The sequence below is a fragment of the Promicromonospora sp. NPDC050262 genome, from assembly GCF_040655935.1.
GTDB lineage: Bacteria > Actinomycetota > Actinomycetes > Actinomycetales > Cellulomonadaceae > Promicromonospora.
The window spans coordinates 134,284-157,469 of the sequence record NZ_JBFAKX010000005.1 but is presented as its reverse complement, the minus strand read 5'-3'; the positions used below and the strand labels follow the sequence as shown (position 1 = coordinate 157,469).

Genomic DNA, 23,186 nt, shown 5'->3' with positions numbered 1-23,186 from the left:
GGGTCAGGCCGCCCGGACCGGCAGGACCACGCACCCGCACCGCGGGTGCGGCTCCGCCGGCCGGGCGCGGGGGATCCCCGCCGGGAGCGAGATCTCCAGGCACGCACCGACGGCCGCCGGCCGGTGCCCGTCCAGCTGGGCGAGCACCTGGCCCGCGGCCGTCGCCGCTGCCACGGCGGCGAGCGTCGCCTCGTGCGTCGGCTCCGGCGTCTTGCGGAGCTGGGCCGCCAGCGCCGGCCACTCCCGGTCGGCGTCCGCGTGGGCGAGGTCCACGCAGCTCACGCAGGCTGACCGGCCAGGCCGCACCAGCGGGCCCACCACGACGTCGGCCTCACGCACCACGACCGGCAGGTGCGGTACCCCGAGGCCCAGCAGCCGCTGGTACCGCGCCGGGTGCGCCGCGTGCGGCTCGGTGACCACGACGACGTCGAGCGCCGCAGGGTCCAGCCCCGTGCCGCCCCTGGCGTCGACGTCCACCCGGACCCCGACGCGCGGGGAACGGTCCGCGAGCAGGGCCTGGACGGCCAGGTCGCGCGCCTCGCCCACGTCGGCCGCCCGTAGGCCGCCCAGCCCGACGTCGGTGGTCTGCACCGGCAGCGGGTCGCACAGCACGAGGCCGCCCACCCCCGCCGTCGCGAGGTGCAGCGCGACCGCCGTACCCAGCCGCCCGAGCCCGACGACGCCGACGACCCGCCCGGCGCGCTCCGCGAGCGTGGCGAGCCCGGCGCCGTCGGGCCGCAGCATGCCGAGCGCGGTCGCGTCCGCCGCCCCGTCGGCCGGGGCGGTCACCACGCCGACCGCTCCCGGGACGGGGACGAGCACGCCCGCCCGGACCAGGGCGCCCATGATCTCGTCCCGCCGCTCGGCGGGCACGCCGCACCGCGCGGCCGACTGCTCGACCGTCACGTGCCGCCGCTCCGCGATCTCCTCCAGCCACGATTCCTCGGCCGGCGTGAGCCCGGACAGCACGAACGACCAGCGCGGGTCCGAGCCGCACTGCACCTGACCGCCGCCGCGGGTGAGCACGGGCGTGCCGGGCCGGAGCCGCAGGGCGGGGGTGCGCTTCATGCCCACCACGATGCCTGACGGCGGCGCGCCGGGGCCGTTGTCCACAGGCCCGGAGGCATATCCAAAGCATCGAGCGGTCCGGAAGTTCCCGGCTGCGCCCAGAGCCAAATGGACGGCGCAACCCTTGCGGACCCGGTTACGGTGAACACTATGAGCGACCAGCACCAGCCCGGCGATACTCCCCAGTCGTGGGAGGAGATGCTGCGCTCCATGCTCGGCGACGGCGCAGACGAGGTCATGGCGGAGATGCGCGAACGCGGCATCGACCCGACGGCGCTCGGTGGCGCACCGGACCCGGTGATGATGCAGTACGCCCTGGCCCAGGTGCAGAAGATGCTCTCGGCCGAGGGCACCGGACCGGTCAACGCCGACGTCGCGCACGACGTCGCGCGGCAGGTCGCGGTCAGCGAGGGCGACCCGTCCCTGACCGGCAAGCAGGCCAAGGACGCGACGGACGCGCTCGGCGTGGCCGAGCTCTGGCTCGACGCCGTGACCGACCTCCCGCCGGCGGGCGGCACGCGACGCGCGTGGAACCGGTCCGAGTGGGTCGAGGCCACGCTCCCGGTGTGGAACGAGCTCGCCGCGCCCGTGGCGTCCTCCGTCTCGGAGGCGCTCGCCACGGTGCTGCGCGACCAGCTCCCGGAGGGCGTGGACGACGGCGAGGCCGTGCCCGGCATGCCCGCCGGCGTGCTGCACGGTCTGGGCGGCTCGATCGACCCGGCCCAGATGATGCGCCGGCTCGGCTCCGCCGTGTTCGGCATGCAGGTGGGCCAGGCCGCGGGCACGCTCTCGCGCGAGGTGTTCGGCGCCACCGACGTCGGCCTGCCGCTGCTCGACAGCCCCGACACCGTGCTGCTCCCCACCAACGTGGCCGAGTTCGCGGACGGCCTGGATGCCCCGCTGGAGGAGGTGCGGCAGTTCCTCGCGGTGCGCGAGGCGGCCCACGCGCGCCTGTTCACCCACGTCCCGTGGCTCCGCTCGCACCTGCTGTCGATCGTGGAGCGGTACGCGCGCGGCATCACCATCGACCTCGACGCGCTCGAGGCCCAGGTGCGCGACATCGACCTCGCCGACTCCGACGCGCTGCGCAGCGCGCTGTCGGGCGGGGTCTTCGGCCTGCAGAACACGGACGAGCAGAAGGCCGTGCTCCTGAACCTGGAGACGACGCTCGCGCTGGTCGAGGGCTGGGTGGACGAGGTCAGCGCCATGGCCGCGCTGCCGCACCTGCCGCACGCCATCCCGCTGCGGGAGATGATCCGCCGCCGGCGTGCCGCCGGCGGGCCCGCCGAGCAGACGTTCTCGACGCTGGTCGGCCTGGAGCTGCGGCCGCGCCGGTCGCGCGACGCCGCGACCCTGTTCTCGATCGTGGCCCGCGCCCAGGGGCCCGCCGGGCGGGACGCGGTGTGGGACCACCCGGACCTGCTGCCCGGCACCGAGGACCTGGACGACCCGTCGGGCTACCTGGTGCGCCGCGAGGCGGCGGAGAACGAGCATGCCGACGTCGACGCGGCGCTCAAGGAGATCTTCGGCGACGAGGGGCAGAACCAGGACGACGCCGACAAGTAACCCGGCGGAGGAGCTCAGTCCTCCTCGTCGTCCGGGGTGGCCTGGCCGTTGTCGTCCTGGGTGAACGAGGCGCCCTCCAGGAAGCCGCGTGCGCGGTCCGTCCGGGGGTAGACCTCGAGGATCTTCCAGAACTCGGGGCCGTGGCCGGCGTGCAGCAGGTGCGCCAGCTCGTGCAGCAGCACGTAGTCGAGAACCCAGGACGGCATGCCTTGCAGCCGGGTGGAGATCCGGATGGAGCCGTCCAGCAGCGTGCACGATCCCCAGCGCCTGCCCTGGTTGGCCGACCACCGGACGCTGGAGGGCCGGGCCCTGCCGCCGAGGTACTTGGCGGAGAGCTCGCCGGCGCGGTCCATGAGCTCCTGGTCGGAGGGGCGACGCCGCCGCTCCTTGTCCTCGAGCCGGGCCACCATCTTCGCCACCCACTCTCGTTCCTGAGCCCGAGAGAAGCGCGCAGGAATGGCGACGATGGTCCGTCCACCGTCGCGGTATGCGCTCACCGTGGCGGTGCGACGGCGGCTCCGGCGCACCTCCACGGACGTCAGGGCGTCGTGGGCCACGGGACGACCGTACCGGTTATCGGCGTCAAGGTGGGGTATAACACACCGTTCAAGTGGAAAAACTTTGCCTACGGGGTTGTGCTCGGGTGCGATTCACGGAACCCCCAGGCAAGTGAGGAATGATGGGCCGGTGACCGACATGCGCGACCTTCAGCACGCTCCGCAGCCCGAGCCGTCACCGTTCGACGACTTGGCGGTGACCCCTGCGCCGATCACGCGCCGCACGGTCACCCTCGGGGTGTCCTTGCTGCTCACGGCCGTCCTGGCCGCGCTGGCGCTGGTCGTGCCCACGCCCTACGCGATGCGCTCGCCGGGGCCCACCGAGGACACCCTGGAGCGCAACCTCATCCAGATCGAGGGCGCCCGCACGTACGAGTCGACGGGGCAGCTGCGCCTGACCACGGTGTCGGTGCTGGGCGGGCCGGGCTACCCGATGATGGCCGGCCAGGTGATCCAGGGCTGGCTGGACCCGCGGCGCTCGGTGCTGCCGGTGGAGGCGATCTTCCCGGAGGCCACCACCAAGGAGGAGCAGCAGGAGGTCAGCCAGGCGGAGATGGTCTCGTCGCAGGAGTCGGCCACGGCCGCGGCGCTCACGGAGCTCGGTTACGACGTGCCCGCCGTGCTGGACGTCGCCGGCACGGAGCCTGGCTCCGGGGCCGAGGGCAAGCTGAAGGAGGGCGACGTCATCACGGAGTTCCAGGGTGAACCCGTGGGCACCTACGCCGACCTCATCGACGGGCTCGCCGGCACGACCCCGGGGGCGGACGTGACGCTCGGCGTGCAACGGGGCGAGCGGACCATGGACGTGACCATCACGACCGCCGACAACGGCCAGCGGGCCGTGCTCGGTGTCTTCATCGACCCGCACTACGACTTCCCCGTGGACGTCTCCATCGAGATCGAGGACATCGGCGGGCCGAGCGCGGGCACCATGTTCGCCCTCGGCATCATCGACAAGCTCACCCCCGAGGACGAGGCGAACGGCGAGATCATCGCTGGTACCGGGACCATGAGCCCGGAGGGCACGGTGGGTCCCATCGGCGGCATCGAGCAGAAGCTGTACGGCGCCGTACGCGACGACGCCGAGTGGTTCCTCGCGCCCGCCGACAACTGTGACCAGGTGGTGGGCAACGTGCCCGACGGGCTGCGCGTGGTGAGGGTGGCGACGCTGGCGGAGGCGCGCGACGCCGTGGAGCAGATCGGGCGTGGCGAGGGAGCCGACCTGCCGACGTGCTCCTGACGCTCGCGGGCGGGATCCCGGGTGTTGACCGCATGTTGCACATCTGGAGGATGTGGGAACCTTGTGGTGGGAACCTTGACCAGAGCCTGGCCGTTCCAACTGCGTACGGCCCAACCATTCATGACGTGAGGTAACGCAGAAGTGTCCTTCGCCGCAGCACCTCGTCGCCCATCCGGCGGCGCACCCCGAGCCCGACGACGCAGTCCCCTGGGGGTGGCGGTCGTCGCGGTCGCCGTCGTCGTCGCGGCCCTGCTTCTCCTAGCGCAGTTCTGGACCGAGGTGATGTGGTTCGGGCAGCTCGGGTTCTCCCGGGTGATCTGGACCGAGTGGGGCATGCGCGGCGCGCTGTTCGCCGTCGGCTTCCTGGTCATGGCCGGAGCCGTGTTCTGGTCGTTCACCGCGGCCTACCGCTCGCGCCCCGTGTACGCGCCGAGCACCCCCGAGCAGGCCACGCTCGACCAGTACCGCGAGGCGGTCGAGCCGCTGCGCCGGGTCGTGATGATCGCGGCCCCGGTGCTGATCGGCTTCTTCGCGGGCGTCGCGGCGTCGGCGCAGTGGCGTACCGTCCTCCTGGCGTTCAACAGCGAGCCCTTCGGTGAGACGGACCCGCAGTTCGGCATGGACCTCGGGTTCTTCGTCTTCCTGCTCCCCGCGCTGCGGTTCGGTGTCGGGTTCCTCATCTCGGTGGTGGTGATCGCCGGTATCGCCGGAGTGATCACGCACTACCTGTACGGCGGGCTCCGGGTCGGCCCGGCCGCGGCCGGCGGCCCCCGCACCACCCCCGCCGCGCGCATCCACCTGGCCGTGATCGGCGCGGTGCTCCTGCTGCTGATCGGCGCCAACTACTGGCTCGACCGGTACTCGATCCTGACCAACGCGGGCGACCGGTTCGACGGCGCCTCGTACTCCGACGTGCACGCCGTGATCCCCGCCAAGGGCATCCTCACGGTGGTCGCGATCTTCGTGGCCGCGCTGTTCATCGTCACCGCGTTCCGCGGCGACTGGCGTCTGCCCGCGATCGGCGTCGGCCTCATGGTCGTCTCCGCCATCGCGATCGGCGGCATCTACCCCGCCGTCGTCCAGCGCTTCCAGGTGAACCCGAACGCGCAGGAGCTCGAGAGCGAGTACATCCAGCGCAACATCGACGCGACCCTGTCGGCCTTCGGCATCGACGACGTCGAGAAGGAACCGTACGACGCCACGACCGAGGCGGAGGAGGGCGCCCTGCGCTCCGACGCGGACACCGCCGCGTCGATCCGGCTCCTGGACCCGCAGATCGTCTCGCCGTCGTTCCGCCAGCTGCAGCAGAACAAGCAGTACTACAACTTCAACGACTCCCTGTCGGTCGACAAGTACGAGATCGACGGCGAGTCCCGCGACACCGTGATCGCGGTGCGCGAGCTGAACCTCGACGGTCTGGGCCAGGACCAGCGCAACTGGGTCAACGACCACACCGTGTACACGCACGGCTACGGCGTCGTCGCCGCGTACGGCAACCAGCCGGGCCCGGACGGGCGTCCGGCCTTCTTCGAGGGCGGCATCCCGTCCCAGGGCGCGATCAGCGACCTCGAGGGCGAGTACGAGCCGCGCATCTACTTCAGCCCGAGCACCACCACGTACTCGATCGTGGGCGCGCCCGAGGGCACCAAGGCGTGGGAGCTCGACTACCAGGCCGACGACGCGGACGACGGCGGCCAGGTCAACACGACGTTCACCGGCGACGCCGGCCCCGACGTCGGCTCGTTCGGCAGCAAGCTGCTGTACGCGCTGAAGTTCGGCGAGGAGCAGCTGCTGTTCTCCGACCGCGTCACCAGCGAGTCGCAGATCCTCTACGACCGGGACCCGCAGCAGCGCGTCAGCAAGGTCGCGCCGTGGCTGACGCTCGACAACCGGGTCTACCCGGCGGTCGTGGACGGCCGCGTCAAGTGGATCGTCGACGCCTACACCACGAGCGACGCCGTGCCGTACTCGACGTCGACCCCGCTCGACGAGGCGGTGGCGGACACGCTCACCACCCAGCAGGCCGGCGGCACCGTCGCGCTGCCGGAGGAGGTCAACTACATCCGGAACTCGGTGAAGGCCACGGTCGACGCCTACGACGGTTCGGTCGACCTGTACGCGTGGGACGCCGACGACCCGATCCTGAAGGCGTGGAGCAACGTCTTCCCGGGCGCGGTCAAGCCGATGGACGAGATCTCCGGCGACCTGATGAGCCACCTGCGGTACCCGGAGGACCTGTTCAAGGTGCAGCGCACCCTGCTCAGCCAGTACCACGTGACGGACTCCGCGGAGTTCTTCTCGGGCCAGGACTTCTGGAACAACCCGACGGACCCGACGTCGGAGGCGACCACCGCCCCGCTGCAGCCGCCGTACTACCTGACGCTGCAGATGCCCGGCCAGGACGAGTCCACGTTCTCGCTGACGTCGACCTTCATCCCTGGTGGTAACACCGACCGTGAGGTGCTCACCGGGTTCCTCGCGGTGGATGCCGACGCCGGCAGTGAGGCGGGTGCCAAGTCCGAGGACTACGGGAAGCTACGCCTGCTGGAGCTGCCACGGGACACCACCGTGCCCGGCCCCGGCCAGGTGCAGAACAACTTCGACTCGAACCCGACCATCTCCGAGCAGCTGAACATCCTGCAGATCGGCGCGTCCACGGTGCGCCGGGGCAACCAGCTCACCCTGCCGGTCGGCGGCGGTCTGCTGTACGTGCAGCCGGTCTACATCCAGTCGACCGGTGGCACGCAGTTCCCGCTGCTGCGCAAGGTGCTCGTCGCGTTCGGTGACGACATCGGGTTCGCCGACACGCTCGACGAGGCGCTGGACCAGGTGTTCGGCGGTGACTCGGGTGCCCAGGCCGGCGACGCCGGCGCGGCGGCCGAGGACGAGGCGCCCACCGCACCGCCCACGGGCGAGGGCGAGACGGGCACGGAACCCAGCCAGGAGCCCAGCCAGGAGCCGAGCGGCGAGTCCACGCCGGACAGCACCGAGGCGCCGTCGTCCGAGCTGGACGCCGCACTGCAGGACGCCCGCCAGGCCATGGAGGACGCCAACGCCGCCCAGCGCGACGGCGACTGGGCCGCCTACGGCGAGGCGCAGGATCGCCTGCAGCAGGCGCTGGAGGACGCGATCGCGGCGGAGGAGGCCCAGCAGGGCTGACGCTCCGACGCACCCTGTCAGACCTGCAGGTCACTTCGGTGACCTGCAGGTCTGACTCTTTCAGGCGAGGCAGCGGGCCACCACCACCGAGTTGATGACGTCGTCGGTGGGGTGCACCACCTCCAGCACCTCGAACCCCGGCATGGCCCCCAGGTCGACGGGCGGGTACAGCAGGGTGCGTGCCCCGCGCGCACTGCGGGCGAGCAGCAGGGCGCCGGGCCGCATCGCGTCGGCCATCCGGCGCAGGATCGCGGCCTTGGCCGACGGCGTCTCGCCCACCAGCGCCGCGAGCACCACGACGTCGTGCTCGCCGAGGCCCACGTCGGCGGCGTCGGCCTGCTCGAACCGGACCGCCGTCGAGCCGAGGCGCGCGGCGACCCGGCGCGCCAGCGCCACCGCCGTGGCGTCCCGGTCCAGGCCGACGACGGGGGCGTCGAGCGCGTCGGCGTAGCCGAGGGCGCTCAGGGGGAGCGGTCCGCTCCCGGCGACGGCGACCGACGCCGGCGTGCCGCCCCCCGCGTGGGCGATCAGCCGGGTCTCCAGGGCCGTGAGCCGGCGGTAGTTGTCGAGGTAGGGGAACGCGGCGAGCGCGGCCCGGGCGTCGGGCGCGCCGGCGATGTGCTCCGCCCACGCGTGCTCGAGCTCCGTCTCGCCGCGTGCCGAGAGGTCGCGGATGGCGTCCTTGCGGCGGTGGATCTCAGGATGCGCCAGGACGTCCCGGGCCTGCCGGTCGGGCGTCGCGAGGACCGCCTGGACCAGGTCGCCGAAGAGGGCGTTGGTGCCGGGGTCCGGGCGCAGGTGGGGCAGTGCGGCAAGCTGGTCGGTGAGGTGGACGATCCGGTCGGCGGACAGGGTGGTATCGCTCAGCTCCGTCGTCATGGGGACGATGGTTCCACGGCCGGATCGGTTCGACCGGCTGTGACCTGCGTCTCGACCGGGCGGCCCGGTTTGCACTTCGTCGCTCGGGGTGCGTAAAGTAGGGATCACCGACGCGGGGTGGAGCAGCTCGGTAGCTCGCTGGGCTCATAACCCAGAGGTCGCAGGTTCAAATCCTGCCCCCGCTACGAAATCAGGCCCGGAGATCTGCGGATCTCCGGGCCTGAGAGGTTTGTAGAACTTGAGCACCGCAACAGAAACGCAACAGATTGGGCCGCTGACCGGCCTGTTCGAGCCGGATCTGGAGTTCGAGTACGGAGTGCGCTGGAGCACTCTGGAGGAAGGCCCACACCTACGGTGCATGGACGCCTTCACCACATCTGAGAGCGGCCGGCCCGATGTGGGCCTGGAGCCGCTGCTGAGCACCGAGGACCTGGCGGATTATCTCGGGATACCCGTCGCCACCCTCCAGGACTGGCGCGTGGACCACAAGGGTCCGCGCGGCATCATCGTCGGCCGCCGCGTCAAGTACGCCGTGAGCGACGTGCGTGCGTGGATCGAGCAGCAGCGCGAGACCCGCCCCGGCGACCACACGGGCGGGCGGTGATCGGCATGGGACGACCGCGCACACCAGTGGGCACCTTCGGCGAGATCTGGCTCGCAGACCTGGACAACGGGAGCGTCGAAGCCCGCACCTGGTACCGCGACGACGACGGAAAGTCGCGCCAGGTGCGAGCCGTCGGTCCTACCGAGACGGCAGCAAAGATCGCGCTCAAGGCCGCGATCGCGACGCGGGGTAGCCGCTCCGGTTTCGGTGAACTGACCCGCAACAGTTCATTCACCGATCTGGTGGACCTGTGGCTGGAGGATCTGGACCTGGAGGACTCGATCGCTGAAAGCACCCGGGCGCTGTACGAACGGAACATGCGGCATCTCGTGATGCCAGCCTTCAAGAAGGTACGGGTCCGGTTGGCGACAGGGGAGACCGAGAGCCTGCTCTCTGGTTCTACCGCGTTCGCCGTCACGTCGGACGGGGTCGAGTGGGCGGCAAAAAACGTTCGCACCGGCATTGAGCTCGCCGCTCGTGGGGACGACGGCGTGCCACGGACGCTCATGGCCCTCCCGCCGACGAGTGGGTACCCGCTCGAGACGGTGACCGAGATGGCGTCGTCGGACGCCGTGCTGGCGTGGGAGGTGGCGGGTGACCTCCATGTGCTCGACCGGAGGTCGAAGGCGGTGACGCTGGCCGGCTCGGCTGGAGGGGTGGCGGGGATCGACGCCGACGGCCGGGCGGTGGCCTGGACGAGCTCGCGGGACACCGTTGGGACGGGGTTCCTGCTTCTCGACGGCAGGGCGTACCAGCTGGAGGGCAAGATCGTAGAAGTCGCCGTGGCGGGAGATTGGTTGGCGTGGGTCAGTGTGGACCCCGAGGGGTCCTCCCTGCGGCAGCACCTAGCTCGGATCGTGGGGGCAGGGCGTTGACATCCGGAATAACGAAGACACGGCAGTACTGCCCCTGCGCGAGGAACGCACGAAGCGCCGAGTCACGCCCTCCGACAGGCCTTTCCTAGGTGGACCCCTGAGGCTCGGCGCGTTGCAGAGGTCGCGGTTCAAGTCGATCCACGCACCGTCCACGCGAGAACGCGCAGAGCCCCGAATCCTCAGCCAATCCTCGAGGTCGTCGACCCCTAACGCCTGCGGCTGAACGCGCCGTAGACGTACTCGTCCAGGTGGAACGTGGTGTGTCGCAGTCCCGATGATCTTGCGTACGTCCGCGCCGCCGTGGTCGCAACCGACGACGGTCCTCGCGAGCCCGCCCGGCGGCGTCCCATTCATCCCTCGGACAACCACCGGTAACCGCGTGGCGGAACTGCTCGCCTACCGTCGCAGCACCGACCTCAGGAGGAGTCAGCATGAACACGGAACCCGACAGCGCACGAGCACATGCCGACGGGCTCGCGCGTGGGATAGACCCAGATGCCTTCGGCCACGACGGGCTCGGGGCCGACATCGCTCGGGCCGCCGAGGTTCCTGGTTCACCGCAGCTCGAAGCAGGGTGCGTGCGCAATGCCTACGAGGCGATTGCCGCTGCGGGTGAACGTGCCGACGCCCTGGACGATGCGACGTTCGTCTCGCTCCGCTCTGGTGCGCGGGCAGCCGCCGACGCGGCGCGCGTCGCCGACGAGATCGGGGCAGGAGCCGGCGAGGCCCTACGCGCCGCCGCACGGGCCTGGTACCCGTACGCCGTCGAGGGCGAGGACAGGTCGTGGCGAGCCGCGCTGGGGGCGTTCGGGGAGATGTGCGAGAGCGGCGCTGCCGCGGACCAAGCGCTCCTGGTACGGGCAGTCGAAGCGGCAGGCGCAGCGGTCATCCACGACGACACCGCGACGGGCCTCGCCGTGCACGCGTTCTCCGGCGAGCTGAAGCGGCGGACCTCGCTCGGCGAGGACCTCTCGACGGCGTGGGCCGGCGCCGTCCGCCACACAGGCGAAGTCGCGTCCGACTCCGTGTTCCAGACCGTGGTCGAGGCGGTGGAGGTCGTGCTGGACCGTTGAGCCAGCCGGGCATGCCGCCGCAACCTGTGCATGAGCAGCGCCGCGGCGTGAGGTCCGGCGGCGTCCTGGTGCGCCTCGACGCGGTGCTGGTAGAGCAGGTCGATCCGGTCGGTACGCAGCCAGTTGAGGGACGCGTCGGCGACGCGGCGGATCGGGTCGGCTGTTCAGCCCGATGCTCTGCCCACCCTGGATGTCCCAGCCGAACTTGGTGGCGATCACTGGAACGGCGACGAGACGCCGCCGTGGACGGTATGAGCGACCGGTTGTCAGGGTTCTGAATTCCGCACCCCGACAACCGGTCCCTACATACCGTCGTAGCATCAGCCTGCCCGGCAGAACACGTCCCGCCTCGGCAGCGTGCCGTCCACCAGGAACCTCGTGGTGGTCTCCAGGGCGCAGGCGTTGTCGTGCAGCACGTAGGCGCCGTGCCCGCTCTGGTCGACAGTCACCAGACGCGACCGGTCACCGAACTTCTCCCTGGCAAGCTGGCCGCCGCGCAGCGGCGTGGCCGGGTCCCGCTCGTTTTGCACGATCAGGATGTTCCGCTTGCCCTCCTGCGAGATCTCGGCCTGCTCGACGGGCTCGTACGGCCAGTAGGCGCACGGCGTGATGTTGGCACCCGCGGCGCCGAACATCGGGTACTCCGCCCGGTCGGCGGCCACGGTGTCCTTGTAGTGCTGCACGTCCTCAGGCCACTCGGCGTCGTTGCAGCTCACCGAGAGGAACACCGTAAGCGCGTTGTCGAGATCCCAGGGCTCCTCGGCGCCGGCCGCGGCGCGGGACCGATCCGCCTCCGTCTCCGTCGGGGCACCAACCAACGGACCGGCGGGCACATCGGCCACCAGCCGCTCCGCGGTCGCCTCGTCGTCGGTCAGGACCGACTCCCAGAGCTCGGCGAGCTTTGCGTACTGCCCCGGACTGTAGAGGTACCCGAAGGTAGCCATCCGAAAGATCACGCCGTCCACCCCGGCCATCGGCTTCTCGTCGAGCCGCTCGGCAAGCTCGAAGAACGTGGCACGGACCTGAGCCGGCGTGCGGCCCAGCTCGTAGCTGCCGTCCCGCTTGGCTGCCCACTTCGCGAAGTCGGGGAACGTCTCCTCCATGCCCGGACCCCACAGGCGCAGCACATCCTGGTTCAGGTGCGTGTCACCGATGTTGCTGTCCAGCACGACGCGGTCGGCCCGGTCGGGGAACATCGCATCGTAGGTGGCGCCCAGTCCACTGCCGTAGGAGTAGCCCAGGTAGCTGGCCTTCTCCTCGCCCAGCGCGGCCCGGATCTGGTCCAGGTCACGCGCCGTGTTGGGCGTGTTCAGGTGCTGCAGCAGCTCGGCGTCGGGCGATGCGGCGCACTGCTCGGCGATGCCCTTGACGACCTTCGCCTGCGCCTCGACGGCAGCCTCGTCCACGGCGTAGGGCGGGAGGTTGCCGAAGTGCGGGGTCTCCGCAGTGAAGCCGCAGCGCGCGGCCGTCGAGTGCCCGATACCGCGGGTGTCCATCGCGATGATGTCGTAGGCGTCCCGCACGCTCTTGGGCAGCCCATTGGACGCCAGCACTGTGGACAGCGTGAGCCCGGAGCCGGACGGGCCGCCCGGGTTCAGCAGCAGGATGCCGCGGCGCTTCTCCGGATCAGTACTGGCCATCCGCGAGATCATGAGGTCGATCTGCTCGCCGTCGGGCTCGGCGTAGTCCAGGGCCACCTGCACAGTCGCGCAGTCCAGCACGTACGGGAAGGCGTCCTCGACCACGTCGGCGGGACAGGTACCCCACTCCGCCGGCGCGGGGGTAGGTGCCTGCGCGGTCCTGGCCGCCGCCGTCGTCGTCATCGCGGTCGTTGCTGCCGCCGAGGTGGTTGTGGCGGACTGGTCGTCGGCCAGGGCGGGCACGCCGGCGGCAGCGCTCACCGAGGCCACCAGGCCCACGGCCAGCGTGACCGCGATTCCGCGACGTGCACCACTTCGAGGCAGCCACCGTCTCGGGCCTCGGGCCCCGGACGCGTCCGGTACAGGTATGACAGGTCCGTCATCGGTATGGGACAGCTTCGCGCGCTCTGGCATCATGGCCTTTCCTTCTACAGAGTGGCTTCACTCCGGGAGCAGCCGATACTGAGCGTCGACCAGCCCCCGAGGTCGGTCCGACCAGTCTTCGCGGGGTCCGGCACGTCGCCCAGTGACGAGCCGTCACCGGCGCCCAGGAGGTTCGTCGTACCGACCCGTGACATGTGTCACGCCGGCCAGGTAGGTGTGCACCACCGAGTGCTGTTCGACGTCCGGGCGACGTGGCGGCACTCGTTGGGCATGACCTCGCGGAGGTCAGATCCAGCCGCGTTCCTCCGCGAGCAGCACGGCCTGCTGGCGGGAGTCGACGGCGAGCTTTCCCAGCACGGCGGAGATGTGGTTACGCACGGTGCCGGGTGCGAGGGAGAGGGTGCGGGCGATCTGGCCGGTCGTCTCGCCGCGGCGGCCGGCACGCAGGACGTCGAGCTCACGGTCGGTCAGCGGTGAGCGTTCGTCGCTCAGAGCGTCGGCGGCGATCTCCGGGTCGACGTAGCGGCCTCCCGCCGCGACCCGGCGGATGACGGCCGCGACCTCGTCGGCGGAGCGGGATTTGGGCAGGAACCCCGCGGCCCCTGACGCCAGTGCGCGTCGCAGGACGCCGGGCCGGGCGTGGCGGGTGACGATCACGCACCGGGTGGCCAGGGTGCGGCCCAGCTGCTCGGTGACCTGCACGCCGTCGAGGTGCGGCATCTCCAGGTCCAGCAGGCACACGTCCGGCTTCAGGCGTTCGGCGTCGGCCACGGCCGCGGCGCCGTCGGCGCACTCGGCGACGACGTCGATGTCCGGCTCCAGGCGCAGCAGCGCGGCCAGGGCGGACCGGATCATGCCCTCGTCGTCGGCGAGCAGCACCCGGATCATCCAGCAGTCCTTTCCCCGGCAGGGGGCGTCCCGGCCGGATTGTCGCCGGCGGGATCGTCACCGGTGGGGTTGTCGCTGGTCGGGTTGTCGTCGGTGGGGACGGTGACGACGACGGTGAAGGTCTCGCCGTCGCGGTGCACCTCGAGGTCGCCGTCCACCTCGGACGCCCGCCGGGCGATCCCGTCCAGTCCCGCGCCGCCCGCGCTCCCGGGCAGGTCGGGGGCGTCGACGGCGACGTCGTTGGAGATCTCATAACGCCACGACCCGTCCGAGCGGGTGAGAGTCAGGCTGGCCCATCGGCCGCCGCCGTGGCGCAGCACGTTCGTGGTCGTCTCGCGGATGACGGGTCCCAGGGCGGACGCCGGAGCCAGCGCCACGTCCGGGGCCACTGTGGCCTCGGCCTCGGTGCCAGCGGCGCGCAGCAGGTCGACGGCGTTGGCGAGCTCGTCGCTCAGGGGCACGGACCGGAACCGCGTGGCCAGGTCGCGGGTGCCCTGCCGGGCGTCGTCGACGCTGGCGCGTGCCGCGCGCAGCTGTTCCATGCCCGCCTCGGGGTCGCCGGACATGAGGCGTTCGGCGAGCTCGAGCTGGAGAGCAACGACCTGGAGGTGGTGGCCCTGCAGGTCGTGCACGTCGGTCGCCAGGCGGAGGCGCTCCTGGGTCGCGGCGAGCTTGGCCTCCGAGGTGCGGGCCCGGTCGAGCGCGACGAGCACGTCCCACCACCACAGCGACGAGACGGTCACGATCGGCAGGATGGCGGACAAGAAGAGCACCTGGGGCCAGTTGGCGGCGGGAACCTCCCCCAGCGTGAGGCGGACATCGATCACACAGAGCGCGACGAGCAGCGCGGTCGCAGCCAGCACAACGCGCAAGCGGACTCCAGGCGGCCAGTTCACCAGCATGGCCACCTGGATCAGGGGCAGGACACCTACCACCCACACCCCGGTGGCGAGCCCAGCCGCGAGCCCATAGGCCGCCGAAAGCAGGAGCGGTAGGAGATGGCGCCGCCAGACCACCAGCGGCGCATCCACGGTGCGATGCCGGTAGTCGAGCAGCAGGGGCAGCGTCGCGAGCCACCACAGCAGCCCGCCAACGCCGACGGCTGCGGACGTGAGGCGGCCGAACCCACCCTCGACGAGAGTGTCCACCAGGAGGATCACGATGACGAGCTGGGAGACCACGATTGCCAGCGCGACGTACCACCAGGTCGCGCTGATGCTCCGGGTCAGCCGTAGCGCGGTACGGGCCTCGATAGCTGATGCGGCGACGGCGGAGCGCTCGGACCGGCTGCTCATTCGCCCAGGCTACGGGCATGACACATGTCATGGATGCGGCGTGCGAAGGCCCCGACAAGCAGTGACAGCCAGACACTTCTGGGCAGGCCTCGCGAGCGGTGGACTGGAGTCAGGACCGGGAACCACCCCAACGTCCACAACCGCAGGAGCACACCATGGACCTTGTCGAAACCCTCCAGAACCTCCTCGGGCAGGTGCCCGAGTTCGTGCAGCCACTCATCGTCGCAGTCGCCGGCGCCATCCCCTTCATCGAGGGCGAGGGCGAGGGCGGCGCGGCGATCGGCATCATCGGCGGAATCAACCCGGTCGTCGCCGCCATCGCCGCGATGGCCGGCAACTTCCTCGTCGTCGCCGCGCTCGTGCTGCTCAGCTCCGGTGCGCGCAACGCCGTCGTCACGCGGCACCGGACGAGGGCGGCCGCGCGGGCTGGTGGGCCGGCAGGTGACGAGACCGTCCTGATGACCGCGCCGGCCGCGGCGGACGGCTCCCGGAGTGCCGCCCGCCGCGCGAAGTTCCAGCGTGCCTACGAGCGGTATGGCGTCCCCGGCGTCAGCCTGCTTGGACCGCTGCTCCTGCCCACGCACTTCACCGCCACCATGCTCGCCGCCTCCGGCGTCGGCAAGGCCCGCATCCTGATCTGGCAGGCCGCCGCCATCATCGCCTGGACCACGCTCACCGCCCTGGTCATCACCGGCGTCATCCAGGCTGTCCGATGAACCGGCACCGCAGTCGGTCCTCAGCAGGCCCTGACTGGTCGGCATGACTCACGGTCCGTTGGACGCTCCCGAGCCGTCGGTCTCCACCCGGCTCGCGACCATCCAGGCGGATGCCGCCGCCCGCCGCCGCACACCTACAGTGGGTGCGTGCCACGTACCTACCGTTCTGCCGTACGAGAGCAAGCCGCCGCATCGACCCGGGCCGCCATCCTGGACACCGCGGAGGCGCTCTTCGCCGAACACGGCTACCCGCGAGTGACCATCGCGCGGATCGCGCAGGAGGCCGGGGTGGCACAGGGCACTGTCTACGCGTCCTTCGGGAACAAGCTCGCCTTGGTGCGCGGGCTCACCGAGCGCGCAGCGGAGGACGACTGCATCAGCTCAGCGCTCTCCGCCATCGCCAAGGCGTCGGACGGCGGCGAGATCGCCGGCCTGGCCGCACGCAGCACCGGAGACGTCGTCCGGCGGCACGGACGCCTCATGGCCGTGCTGGTCAACAACGCGGCCGACACCGAGATCGGTGAGATCTTCGCCGGCACGAACCGGTTACTGCGCGAACGGTTCCGTCTCATCGCGGCTCGGCTGGCCACCGTGGGCGCGTTGCGCCGTGGCATGACGACCGCCCGGGCGACCGACGTCCTGATGTACTACCTGAGCCCCGAGTCCTGGTTGCGGCTGCGTGGGCTCGGCTGGGGCTGGCCAGCGTGCCAGGACTGGCTCCGGCGCGAGCTGCTCTTCGCGCTGTGCGGGGACCTGGACGACGTCGCCGACGAGTCGCCCAGGGCAAATTCGATGAAGTAGTACGCTAATCAATATGCGGATACTCTTCTCAAGTACGCCCGCCCACGGTCACCTGCTGCCCCAGCTTCCGCTGGCGCGCGCCTTCAAGAACCGTGGTGACCAGGTAGCGGTCATGACCGCCGGTCTCTTCGCTCCGGTGCTGGACCCCGAGGGCATCGAGCTGCTCCCGGTCGGCCCCGGCGCGGACGTCCTCTTCGCGGAGTCGGCCCGCCGTACCGGCGTCGACGCGGCGGCAGACCCCACACCGGAGGCCGTCGCCGAATTCTTCGCCGGCACCCGGATCGACCTGACGGCGGACGATGCCCTGGCCGCCGCCCGGACCTTCGCGCCCGACCTGATCGTGGCCGAGGCGATGGACTTCGTCGGGCCCCTGGTGGCGGCGGCGCTGGAGGTCCCGCTGGCGACGCTGGCCTTCGGGCCGGCGATCCCCGCGGAGTTCACGGACGGGATCAGCCGGGTGGCCACCGTCCGCTACACGGAGCGCGGGCTCACGCCCGTCCCTGCCCGGTGGTACCTCGATCCGTGCCCGGACCTGCTCCAGCCGCCCGGCTGGGACGCCCCGCAGGCCCGGCTGCCGCTGCGGCCGGAACCGCACCAGGGTCCCGGCCCGACGGCGGTCCCTGCCGCCGTTCCCGAGCGCGGCCACGGACCCCGGGTGCTGGTCACGTTCGGCACCCACTTCTCGGACCCCGCGGTCCTGATCCCGATCCTCACCGAGCTGCGGGACGCGGGCGTGGACCTGGTGGTCACGCTCGGCCTGACCGCACGGGCCGAAGACTTCGGTGCCGCGGGCGACGGTGTCACATTCACTGGCTTCGCCCCGCTGGCCGAGCTGCTGCACGACGTCGACCTGGTGGTCACCCACGGCGGCGCCGGCACCACTCTCGGCGCGCTGGCCCGGGGCCTGCCGCTCGTCGTCGTGCCGCAGGGCGCCGACCAGTTCCTCCAGGCAGCAGTGGTCGACGCGTCGGGCGCGGGCATCGCCGTGCAGCCCGGGCCCGACATGCCGCAGGCCGTCGCCAAGGCCGTCGGAACACTGCGTACGGACACCGCATACGCCCACGCGGCCCGCGCCGTTGCCCAGCAGATCCAGGCCCTGCCAACACCCGCCGAGGTCGCAGAGCAGCTGGCCGACACCCTGAGCTGACACCACGGTCCGCTCCCCGGCCGGGTCCTGGCATGCGTGCTGCCCTGCCCTGCATCACGCCGGGCAGGGCAGCGCGCGACCCGTGCGCGCGACTCGTCGGTCAGACGGCCGACGTGCCCGTGCGCACGGTCCGAGCCGGGCGTGACCGCTTGGCGCGCTCCACGCGCCAGACCAGCACGACGACCAGGACGTTCATCACCATCAGGATGATGACGGAGGCGCCAGGCCCCGAGCCGGCACCACGGTCGACCACCGACGAGCCACCCCCGGCGAAGAGGGCGTTGACGATGCCCGCGAGCACGTTGTTGGAGACGTGGAAGGCCATCGCGGCCTCCAGCCCACCGCTGATCAGACCCATGATCGCCGTGCACGCGGAGATGACGAACACGTAGCTGACGAACCACGGGTCCAGGGACACATGGACCAGCGCGAACAGCGCCCCGGAGACAACGATGCCGAACGCCAGCGCGAGGCGCGTGCTCCGGAAGAAGGACCCGGCAGCGGGGACGACACCTCCCCGGAAGGCTATTTCCTCACCCGCCGACTGCAACGGGGTGGCCAGGAGAGTGGCCACGAGGATGGCGATGGTGGGTGCCCCGATCTCGAACGCGCTCCATCCGGTCGACTCCGGCGCGATGAGTGCCGTCACGAGGAGGGCAAGGCCGACCAGGCCCGCAGCCCCCAGGAGATAGACACCCAGGCGACGCGGGTCGAAGGCGCGCCTGTGCCGGAACACCGCCCGCCACGGCACTTTCGCCATGCCCGCGACCAGCATCGTTGAGAGCACAGCGGTGATGGCGGTACTGACGCCTGACGCGGCGATCGTGAGCGGTGTCAGTGCGGGCTTGTTCGGGTCTGCCGGGCCCTCGATCAGGACGACCGCCTGGAAGACGATGACCTGGACCACGAGCAGCATGACCGGTATCGCGATCAGGACGACCAGGGACTTCCAGGGCGCCATGCGGAAGTGGACGCCGAAAGGACGTTCGGGAATCGTCCCGGGCAACGGGCCCGTCACTGTCCGGCTCCCGACGGCTCTGGTGTGCACACGATGAAGAACCCTTCTTGAGAGGGATCGACTGATCCGCTCTCGAGCAGACACTGTGCCCCCGGGGCAGACGCAAGCGCTCCGCCCTGTGCCCCTGGACACAGGGCGCCCGCCGGTTCGTGGACTACCGCTTGCGCATCACCGGCATCTCGAACCAGCTGCTGTCCCAGCGTCTCCGCGAGCTCGAGGTGATCAACGGATCGAGCGGGTCGTGGTGCCGTCCATGCCGGTCCAGATCCTCTACCGCCCGACGGAGCGGGGCAGCAGCCTGATGCGGGTGCTGCACCCGCTTATCGAGTGGAGCGCTACGCACGACGGCTGACGCCGGGACCTTGCCCGGCGTCAGCCAGCCTTTCGCTCACTCACTCGGGTGCATCGTCCGAACCGTCCAGCGCCTCCTTGGCCCCTTGATCAGGCGCGGTTCCCATGGCCGGGCTGAGCTCGCGCGCTCGCCTCAGCACGTCCAGCTGAGCCGGGTTGTAGAGCGCCTGCAGAGCCTGGCCCACAGCGTTCCTCGCCGCCTCGGCCTCGCGGGGTGTCGCGGCCTGGGTCTCCAAGGTCACCGACCTGTTGGCGCCGACAAACGGCGCCATCCATTCGGCGAGCGCCTGACGCGTAGCGTCGTCCGCGTCCGCGGGGAGGTCGCGAAACGCTTCGTCGAGGTCCTCGTGGGGATTGGTTGCGAGGAGCTGACGCAACGCGTCCATCGACTCCTCCGAGAACAGCTGGGAGTAGATCGTCAGGAGCGCCCGGTCGTTGTCGCGCAAGGGCTGTGCGACTTCGTGGAACGCGGAGGGCACGTCGGGAGTCGCGCCGGGCCGCGACAGCACGGCCATCTCTTGCCGGACGCTTTGGATCCGTTCGACCGTCGCCTCCAGCTCGGCGTCGATCTCCTGGAAGACGGAGGGGTGCCCGTGGGCGGCCGTCCCTAGCTCGGCGACCTGCGCCAACGAGAGCCCCAGGCCCGTCAGCCGCTTGATCTGTAGCAGCCGCGTCAGGTGGCGCACCTCGTAGCGCTTGTTGTAGCCGTTGGGCTCGCGGTCGGGCTCCTCGAGCAGGCCGATCTCGTGGTAGTGGCGCACTGTCTTGACCGTCGTACCCGACAGCTCGGCGATCTCGCGCGTGCTCCACGTCATGGTGCCTCGCTTCTTTCTCGGTGCTGCTGGCCGCTAACGCTCTCGGTGGTGCTAGCCCTTAACGCTTGCGCGGCGCTCACGCATCCAGACCAGTGCGGCTACGACTCGGGAACGTCAGTGAGCCGTCGTCGCACTTGTGGCGGTGGTTCGTCCGTGATTGATCGCGGCGTCCACTGCTGCGCCGATGCGCTGCAAGGCAATCAGGTCGCGCGGTTCGAGCGAGTCGATCAGGTATTCGCGGACTGCCGCGACATGTCCCGGCGCAGCCGCGACCACGACGTCGTAGCCGGCCTCGGTCAGGGTGGTGTTGGTGCGGCGACCTGCACCGGGTATCCGGGACCTGGCAAGCAGCCCTCGCTTCTCCAGTCGCCCGACGACGTGCGACAACCGCGACAGCGAAGCTGATGTGCGCACGGCCAGTGCGCTCATCTGCATGGTCCGGTCCGGCTCCTCGGAGAGGACCGACAGCACCATGTACTCGAAGAAGGTCATCTGGGACTCGCGCTGCATCCGCGCGTCCAGGGCGGCAGGCAAGCTGATCATGATTGCAGAGTTGGCCAGCCACGCCGCCAGTTCGTCGCTGTTCAGCCAGCGCGGCTCGGCGTCCGATCCAACGGGTGCGCCACTTCCGGGCTCGGTGACCGCAGCGGATGGCGTCGTTGCGCGGGATGCCGAGCCGCCTTGCCCGGCCCTCTTGCCCTGCCGCTGAGCATCCGCCGCCTTCGCCATGCGGCCAGCCTACGGCGATCGTTATTGACGCATCAAGTTCCAGGAGGTAGAACTTGACGCATCAAGTTCATCTTGATGCGTCAAGTTCTTGTCGGGTCGACATACCGGCAGTGGGCCTGGCGAACCGATCCAGGAGAGGACCATCCGATGCAGACCACGTCGCTCGGCGGGCTTGAGGTCTCGCGCCTCGGTCTGGGAGTCATGGGCATGTCCGCGTTCTACACAGGCAAGGACGAGTCCGAGGAGGGCTCCATCCGCACCATCCGGCGCGCTCTGGACCTGGGCGTCACCCACCTGGACACTGCCGAGGTGTACGGGCGAGGCGCCAACGAAGCCCTGTTGGGCCGGGCGATCAAGGGCCGTCGGGACGAGGTGGTGCTCGCCACCAAGTTCGGTCTGATCTCCCACACGAGCCGGCCCGGGGCGGACAGCACGCCGGCGAACATCCGGCTCGCGGTGGAGGGGTCGCTGCGGCGCCTGGGCACCGACCACATCGACCTGTACTACCAGCACCGGGTCGACCCCCACACCCCGATCGAGGACACCGTCGGCGCCCTGGCCGACCTCGTCGCCGAGGGCAAGGTCCGGCACGTCGGCCTGTCCGAGGCCGGCCCGTCCACCATCCGCCGCGCCCACGCGGTCCACCCGGTGGCCGCGGTCCAGAGCGAGTACTCGCTCTGGACGCGGGACCCCGAAGCGGACGTGCTCCCGGTGCTGCGCGAGCTGGGGATCGGTCTCGTGCCGTACTCCCCGCTGGGGCACGGCTTCCTGACCGGAAACATCCGCTCCCTGGACGGCCTGGACGCCGACGACTGGCGTCGCACCAACCCGCGCTTCACCGGCGGAAACCTCGAACGCAACCTGCGCATCGTGGACGAGGTCCGGTCCGTGGCGGCGGAGACCGGAGCCACCCTCGCTCAGATCGCCCTGGCCTGGCTCCTGGCCCAGGGCGAGGACATCACCCCCATTCCCGGCACCCGACGCGTCGAGCGACTTGAGGAGAACATCGCCGCGGACGGGGTCCGACTCACCCCGGACCAGATCGGCCGGCTGAACAACCTGGCACCCGCGTCCGGCGACCGCCACGACCGCGACGGCATGGCCGCCATCGACCGGTGAAGAGCGATTCGGCAACGAGTCGAACGGCACGGCACGACCGCGCCTCAACCGCAGCAGACAGAGCAGCAGACCGAATGGAGCAGCAGATCATGGCAAGCAGTGTGATTCGTGTCGGGATCATCGGCGCGGATACGAAGGCGAGCTGGGCCGCGGCATCGCATATCCCCGCGCTGGCGGCCCAGCCGCAGCTCGTGCTGGCGGCGGTGGCGACCCGGCGGGAGGAGAGCGCACGAGAGGCCGCCGAGCTGTTCGGCGCCGAGCGCTGGTACGCCGACCCGTACAAGCTGATCAACGACCCGTCGATCGACCTCGTCACCGTCGCCGTCAAGGTTCCGGCACACCGCGAGCTGGTGCTCGCGGCCCTCGCTGCGGGCAAGGCCGTGTACTCGGAGTCGCCATTGGGTGCGAGCGTGACGGAGGCCGAGGAGATGGCCGCGGCCGCCAGTTCGCTGCACACGGCGATCGGGCTGCAGGGTAGCCTCAACCCGTCGGTGCGCCGGGCGGCCGAGATCATCGCCGAGGGCCGGCTGGGGCGGCTGCTGTCGGCACGGGTGACCGCGACGACCTTCGGGAACGGCCCAGAGTCGGTGAGCGCGTACGAGTACTTCGACAAGGCGGCCGCCGGCGCAGGCTTCATGACGATCGCCGTGGGCCATGTCCTGGACGTGATCGAGACGGTCCTCGGCGACATCACCGAGATCGATGCGCGCACGGAGCTGCTCTGGCCGGAGGTGAAGCTGGTCGATACCGGCACAACCACCACGCGCGAAGTGCCGGACCACCTCGACGCGATCCTCAAGACTTCATCCGGAGCTCCTGTCGGAGTGCAGGTCCTGGCCGGTGTCCCAGTACCCGATGCCCGGTTCAGCCTCGAGGTCCGTGGCGCCGACGGCTGGCTCAGGCTGACCGGCAACCATCCCGCCGGCGTCCAGGTTGGCGACCTCACGCTGACCTCGAACGTCGACTTCGAAGCACCCGACCGCCCTGTCGCCACGGGAACCGGTCCGGCCGCCGCCGAGATCTGGACCGGTGCCTCCATCAACGTGGGCGAGGTGTACGCGAGCCTCGCGCGCGACATCGACGAGAACACCTTTGCGACGCCGGGCTTCGCTCACGCGCTGCACAACAGTCAGCTCGTCGCGCGAGTGGAAGAAGCCGCTCGCAGCGGGCAGCGACAGTAGAACACCTCAGCAGGGGTGCGGGCGGCCACGGCGGCGGCCCGCACCCGGCTGTCGAGCGGACTCGGCGGTGACGCCTAAGGC

General features: G+C 70.8%; 21 protein-coding genes, 1 tRNA gene and 2 pseudogenes. 14 read left to right on the top strand and 10 right to left on the bottom strand.

Annotated features, from left to right (window positions below; translation table 11 throughout):
- Window positions 1-3 precede the first annotated feature (3 nt).
- Window positions 4-1,068 carry a ThiF family adenylyltransferase gene (locus AB0I29_RS10080; RefSeq protein ID WP_285103257.1) on the bottom strand — a complete coding sequence of 355 codons (1,065 nt, stop codon included), beginning with the start codon at window positions 1,066-1,068 and terminating at the stop codon, window positions 4-6.
- A gap of 150 nt (window positions 1,069-1,218) precedes the next feature.
- On the opposite strand from AB0I29_RS10080, the gene AB0I29_RS10075 reads away from it, so the two are divergent.
- A complete protein-coding gene (locus tag AB0I29_RS10075; RefSeq protein WP_285103259.1) occupies window positions 1,219-2,634 on the top strand; it encodes a zinc-dependent metalloprotease in 1,416 nt (471 codons plus the stop codon).
- Between the two features lie 14 nt (window positions 2,635-2,648).
- Here the strand turns inward: AB0I29_RS10075 and AB0I29_RS10070 are convergent, their stop codons facing one another.
- Entirely contained in the window at window positions 2,649-3,191 is a 543-nt protein-coding gene (locus tag AB0I29_RS10070; RefSeq protein ID WP_285103261.1) for a SprT-like domain-containing protein, read from the bottom strand.
- Window positions 3,192-3,330: 139 nt separating this feature from the next.
- Between AB0I29_RS10070 and AB0I29_RS10065 the strand changes: the two genes are divergently transcribed.
- Both AB0I29_RS10065 and AB0I29_RS10060 read left to right on the top strand, forming a co-directional pair.
- Window positions 3,331-4,431, top strand: coding sequence for a PDZ domain-containing protein (locus AB0I29_RS10065; protein WP_357481477.1), 1,101 nt, complete (start codon window positions 3,331-3,333; stop codon window positions 4,429-4,431).
- 141 nt (window positions 4,432-4,572) lie between these two features.
- The gene (locus AB0I29_RS10060) at window positions 4,573-7,590 is read left to right on the top strand and encodes a UPF0182 family protein (protein WP_357481109.1); all 3,018 of its coding nucleotides are present in this window, start codon (window positions 4,573-4,575) and stop codon (window positions 7,588-7,590) included.
- Between the two features lie 60 nt (window positions 7,591-7,650).
- Here AB0I29_RS10060 and AB0I29_RS10055 read toward each other — a convergent pair whose 3' ends face one another.
- Window positions 7,651-8,469 carry a nicotianamine synthase family protein gene (locus AB0I29_RS10055; protein ID WP_357481106.1) on the bottom strand — a complete coding sequence of 273 codons (819 nt, stop codon included), beginning with the start codon at window positions 8,467-8,469 and terminating at the stop codon, window positions 7,651-7,653.
- Between the two features lie 111 nt (window positions 8,470-8,580).
- Here AB0I29_RS10055 and AB0I29_RS10050 point away from each other — a divergent pair.
- From AB0I29_RS10050 to AB0I29_RS10035, 4 genes are all read left to right on the top strand, one after another.
- A tRNA-Met gene (locus AB0I29_RS10050) sits at window positions 8,581-8,654 on the top strand.
- 53 nt (window positions 8,655-8,707) lie between these two features.
- Entirely contained in the window at window positions 8,708-9,073 is a 366-nt protein-coding gene (locus AB0I29_RS10045) for a helix-turn-helix domain-containing protein (RefSeq protein ID WP_357481103.1), read from the top strand.
- Window positions 9,074-9,078: 5 nt separating this feature from the next.
- Window positions 9,079-9,948: a hypothetical protein gene (locus tag AB0I29_RS10040; protein ID WP_357481100.1), complete on the top strand. Its 870-nt coding sequence runs from the start codon at window positions 9,079-9,081 to the stop codon at window positions 9,946-9,948.
- 431 nt (window positions 9,949-10,379) lie between these two features.
- Window positions 10,380-11,021, top strand: coding sequence for a hypothetical protein (locus AB0I29_RS10035; protein ID WP_357481485.1), 642 nt, complete (start codon window positions 10,380-10,382; stop codon window positions 11,019-11,021).
- Window positions 11,022-11,095: 74 nt separating this feature from the next.
- On the opposite strand, the pseudogene AB0I29_RS10030 reads toward AB0I29_RS10035, so the two are convergent.
- The 4 genes and pseudogenes from AB0I29_RS10030 to AB0I29_RS10015 form a co-directional block, all read right to left on the bottom strand.
- Window positions 11,096-11,240, bottom strand: a pseudogene (locus AB0I29_RS10030) (aldo/keto reductase); the annotation flags it as partial.
- 101 nt (window positions 11,241-11,341) lie between these two features.
- The gene (locus AB0I29_RS10025; protein ID WP_357481097.1) at window positions 11,342-12,922 is read right to left on the bottom strand and encodes an alpha/beta hydrolase; all 1,581 of its coding nucleotides are present in this window, start codon (window positions 12,920-12,922) and stop codon (window positions 11,342-11,344) included.
- A 408-nt stretch (window positions 12,923-13,330) separates the two neighbouring features.
- A complete protein-coding gene (locus AB0I29_RS10020) occupies window positions 13,331-13,933 on the bottom strand; it encodes a response regulator transcription factor (protein ID WP_357481095.1) in 603 nt (200 codons plus the stop codon).
- Complete coding sequence (locus AB0I29_RS10015; protein ID WP_357481092.1) at window positions 13,930-15,228, bottom strand: histidine kinase; 1,299 nt, start codon at window positions 15,226-15,228, stop codon at window positions 13,930-13,932. The genes AB0I29_RS10020 and AB0I29_RS10015 overlap by 4 nt, the downstream gene beginning before the upstream one ends.
- A gap of 155 nt (window positions 15,229-15,383) precedes the next feature.
- Here AB0I29_RS10015 and AB0I29_RS10010 point away from each other — a divergent pair, with 155 nt between their 5' ends.
- The 3 genes from AB0I29_RS10010 (at window position 15,384) to AB0I29_RS10000 (ending at window position 17,892) form a co-directional block, all read left to right on the top strand.
- Entirely contained in the window at window positions 15,384-15,944 is a 561-nt protein-coding gene (locus tag AB0I29_RS10010; RefSeq protein WP_357481089.1) for a small multidrug efflux protein, read from the top strand.
- 147 nt (window positions 15,945-16,091) lie between these two features.
- The gene (locus tag AB0I29_RS10005; protein ID WP_357481086.1) at window positions 16,092-16,745 is read left to right on the top strand and encodes a helix-turn-helix domain-containing protein; all 654 of its coding nucleotides are present in this window, start codon (window positions 16,092-16,094) and stop codon (window positions 16,743-16,745) included.
- A gap of 13 nt (window positions 16,746-16,758) precedes the next feature.
- A complete protein-coding gene (locus tag AB0I29_RS10000; RefSeq protein WP_357481082.1) occupies window positions 16,759-17,892 on the top strand; it encodes a glycosyltransferase in 1,134 nt (377 codons plus the stop codon).
- Window positions 17,893-17,992: 100 nt separating this feature from the next.
- Here AB0I29_RS10000 and AB0I29_RS09995 read toward each other — a convergent pair whose 3' ends face one another.
- The gene (locus AB0I29_RS09995) at window positions 17,993-18,853 is read right to left on the bottom strand and encodes a type II CAAX endopeptidase family protein (RefSeq protein ID WP_357481079.1); all 861 of its coding nucleotides are present in this window, start codon (window positions 18,851-18,853) and stop codon (window positions 17,993-17,995) included.
- A gap of 140 nt (window positions 18,854-18,993) precedes the next feature.
- Here AB0I29_RS09995 and AB0I29_RS09990 point away from each other — a divergent pair.
- Window positions 18,994-19,116, top strand: a pseudogene (locus tag AB0I29_RS09990) (hypothetical protein); the annotation flags it as partial.
- A gap of 23 nt (window positions 19,117-19,139) precedes the next feature.
- Complete coding sequence (locus tag AB0I29_RS09985; RefSeq protein ID WP_357481475.1) at window positions 19,140-19,262, top strand: winged helix-turn-helix transcriptional regulator; 123 nt, start codon at window positions 19,140-19,142, stop codon at window positions 19,260-19,262.
- Between the two features lie 40 nt (window positions 19,263-19,302).
- On the opposite strand, the gene AB0I29_RS09980 is transcribed toward AB0I29_RS09985, so the two are convergent.
- Together AB0I29_RS09980 and AB0I29_RS09975 are read right to left on the bottom strand one after the other, a co-directional pair.
- Window positions 19,303-20,076 (bottom strand): MerR family transcriptional regulator, encoded by a 774-nt coding sequence (locus tag AB0I29_RS09980; protein ID WP_357481076.1) that lies wholly within the window; start codon window positions 20,074-20,076, stop codon window positions 19,303-19,305.
- A 114-nt stretch (window positions 20,077-20,190) separates the two neighbouring features.
- Window positions 20,191-20,805, bottom strand: coding sequence for a MarR family transcriptional regulator (locus AB0I29_RS09975; protein ID WP_357481073.1), 615 nt, complete (start codon window positions 20,803-20,805; stop codon window positions 20,191-20,193).
- A gap of 147 nt (window positions 20,806-20,952) precedes the next feature.
- On the opposite strand from AB0I29_RS09975, the gene AB0I29_RS09970 reads away from it, so the two are divergent.
- Window positions 20,953-21,924 carry an aldo/keto reductase gene (locus AB0I29_RS09970; RefSeq protein ID WP_357481070.1) on the top strand — a complete coding sequence of 324 codons (972 nt, stop codon included), beginning with the start codon at window positions 20,953-20,955 and terminating at the stop codon, window positions 21,922-21,924.
- 74 nt (window positions 21,925-21,998) lie between these two features.
- Window positions 21,999-23,105, top strand: coding sequence for a Gfo/Idh/MocA family oxidoreductase (locus AB0I29_RS09965; RefSeq protein WP_357481067.1), 1,107 nt, complete (start codon window positions 21,999-22,001; stop codon window positions 23,103-23,105).
- The last annotated feature ends 81 nt before the right edge of the window (window positions 23,106-23,186 follow it).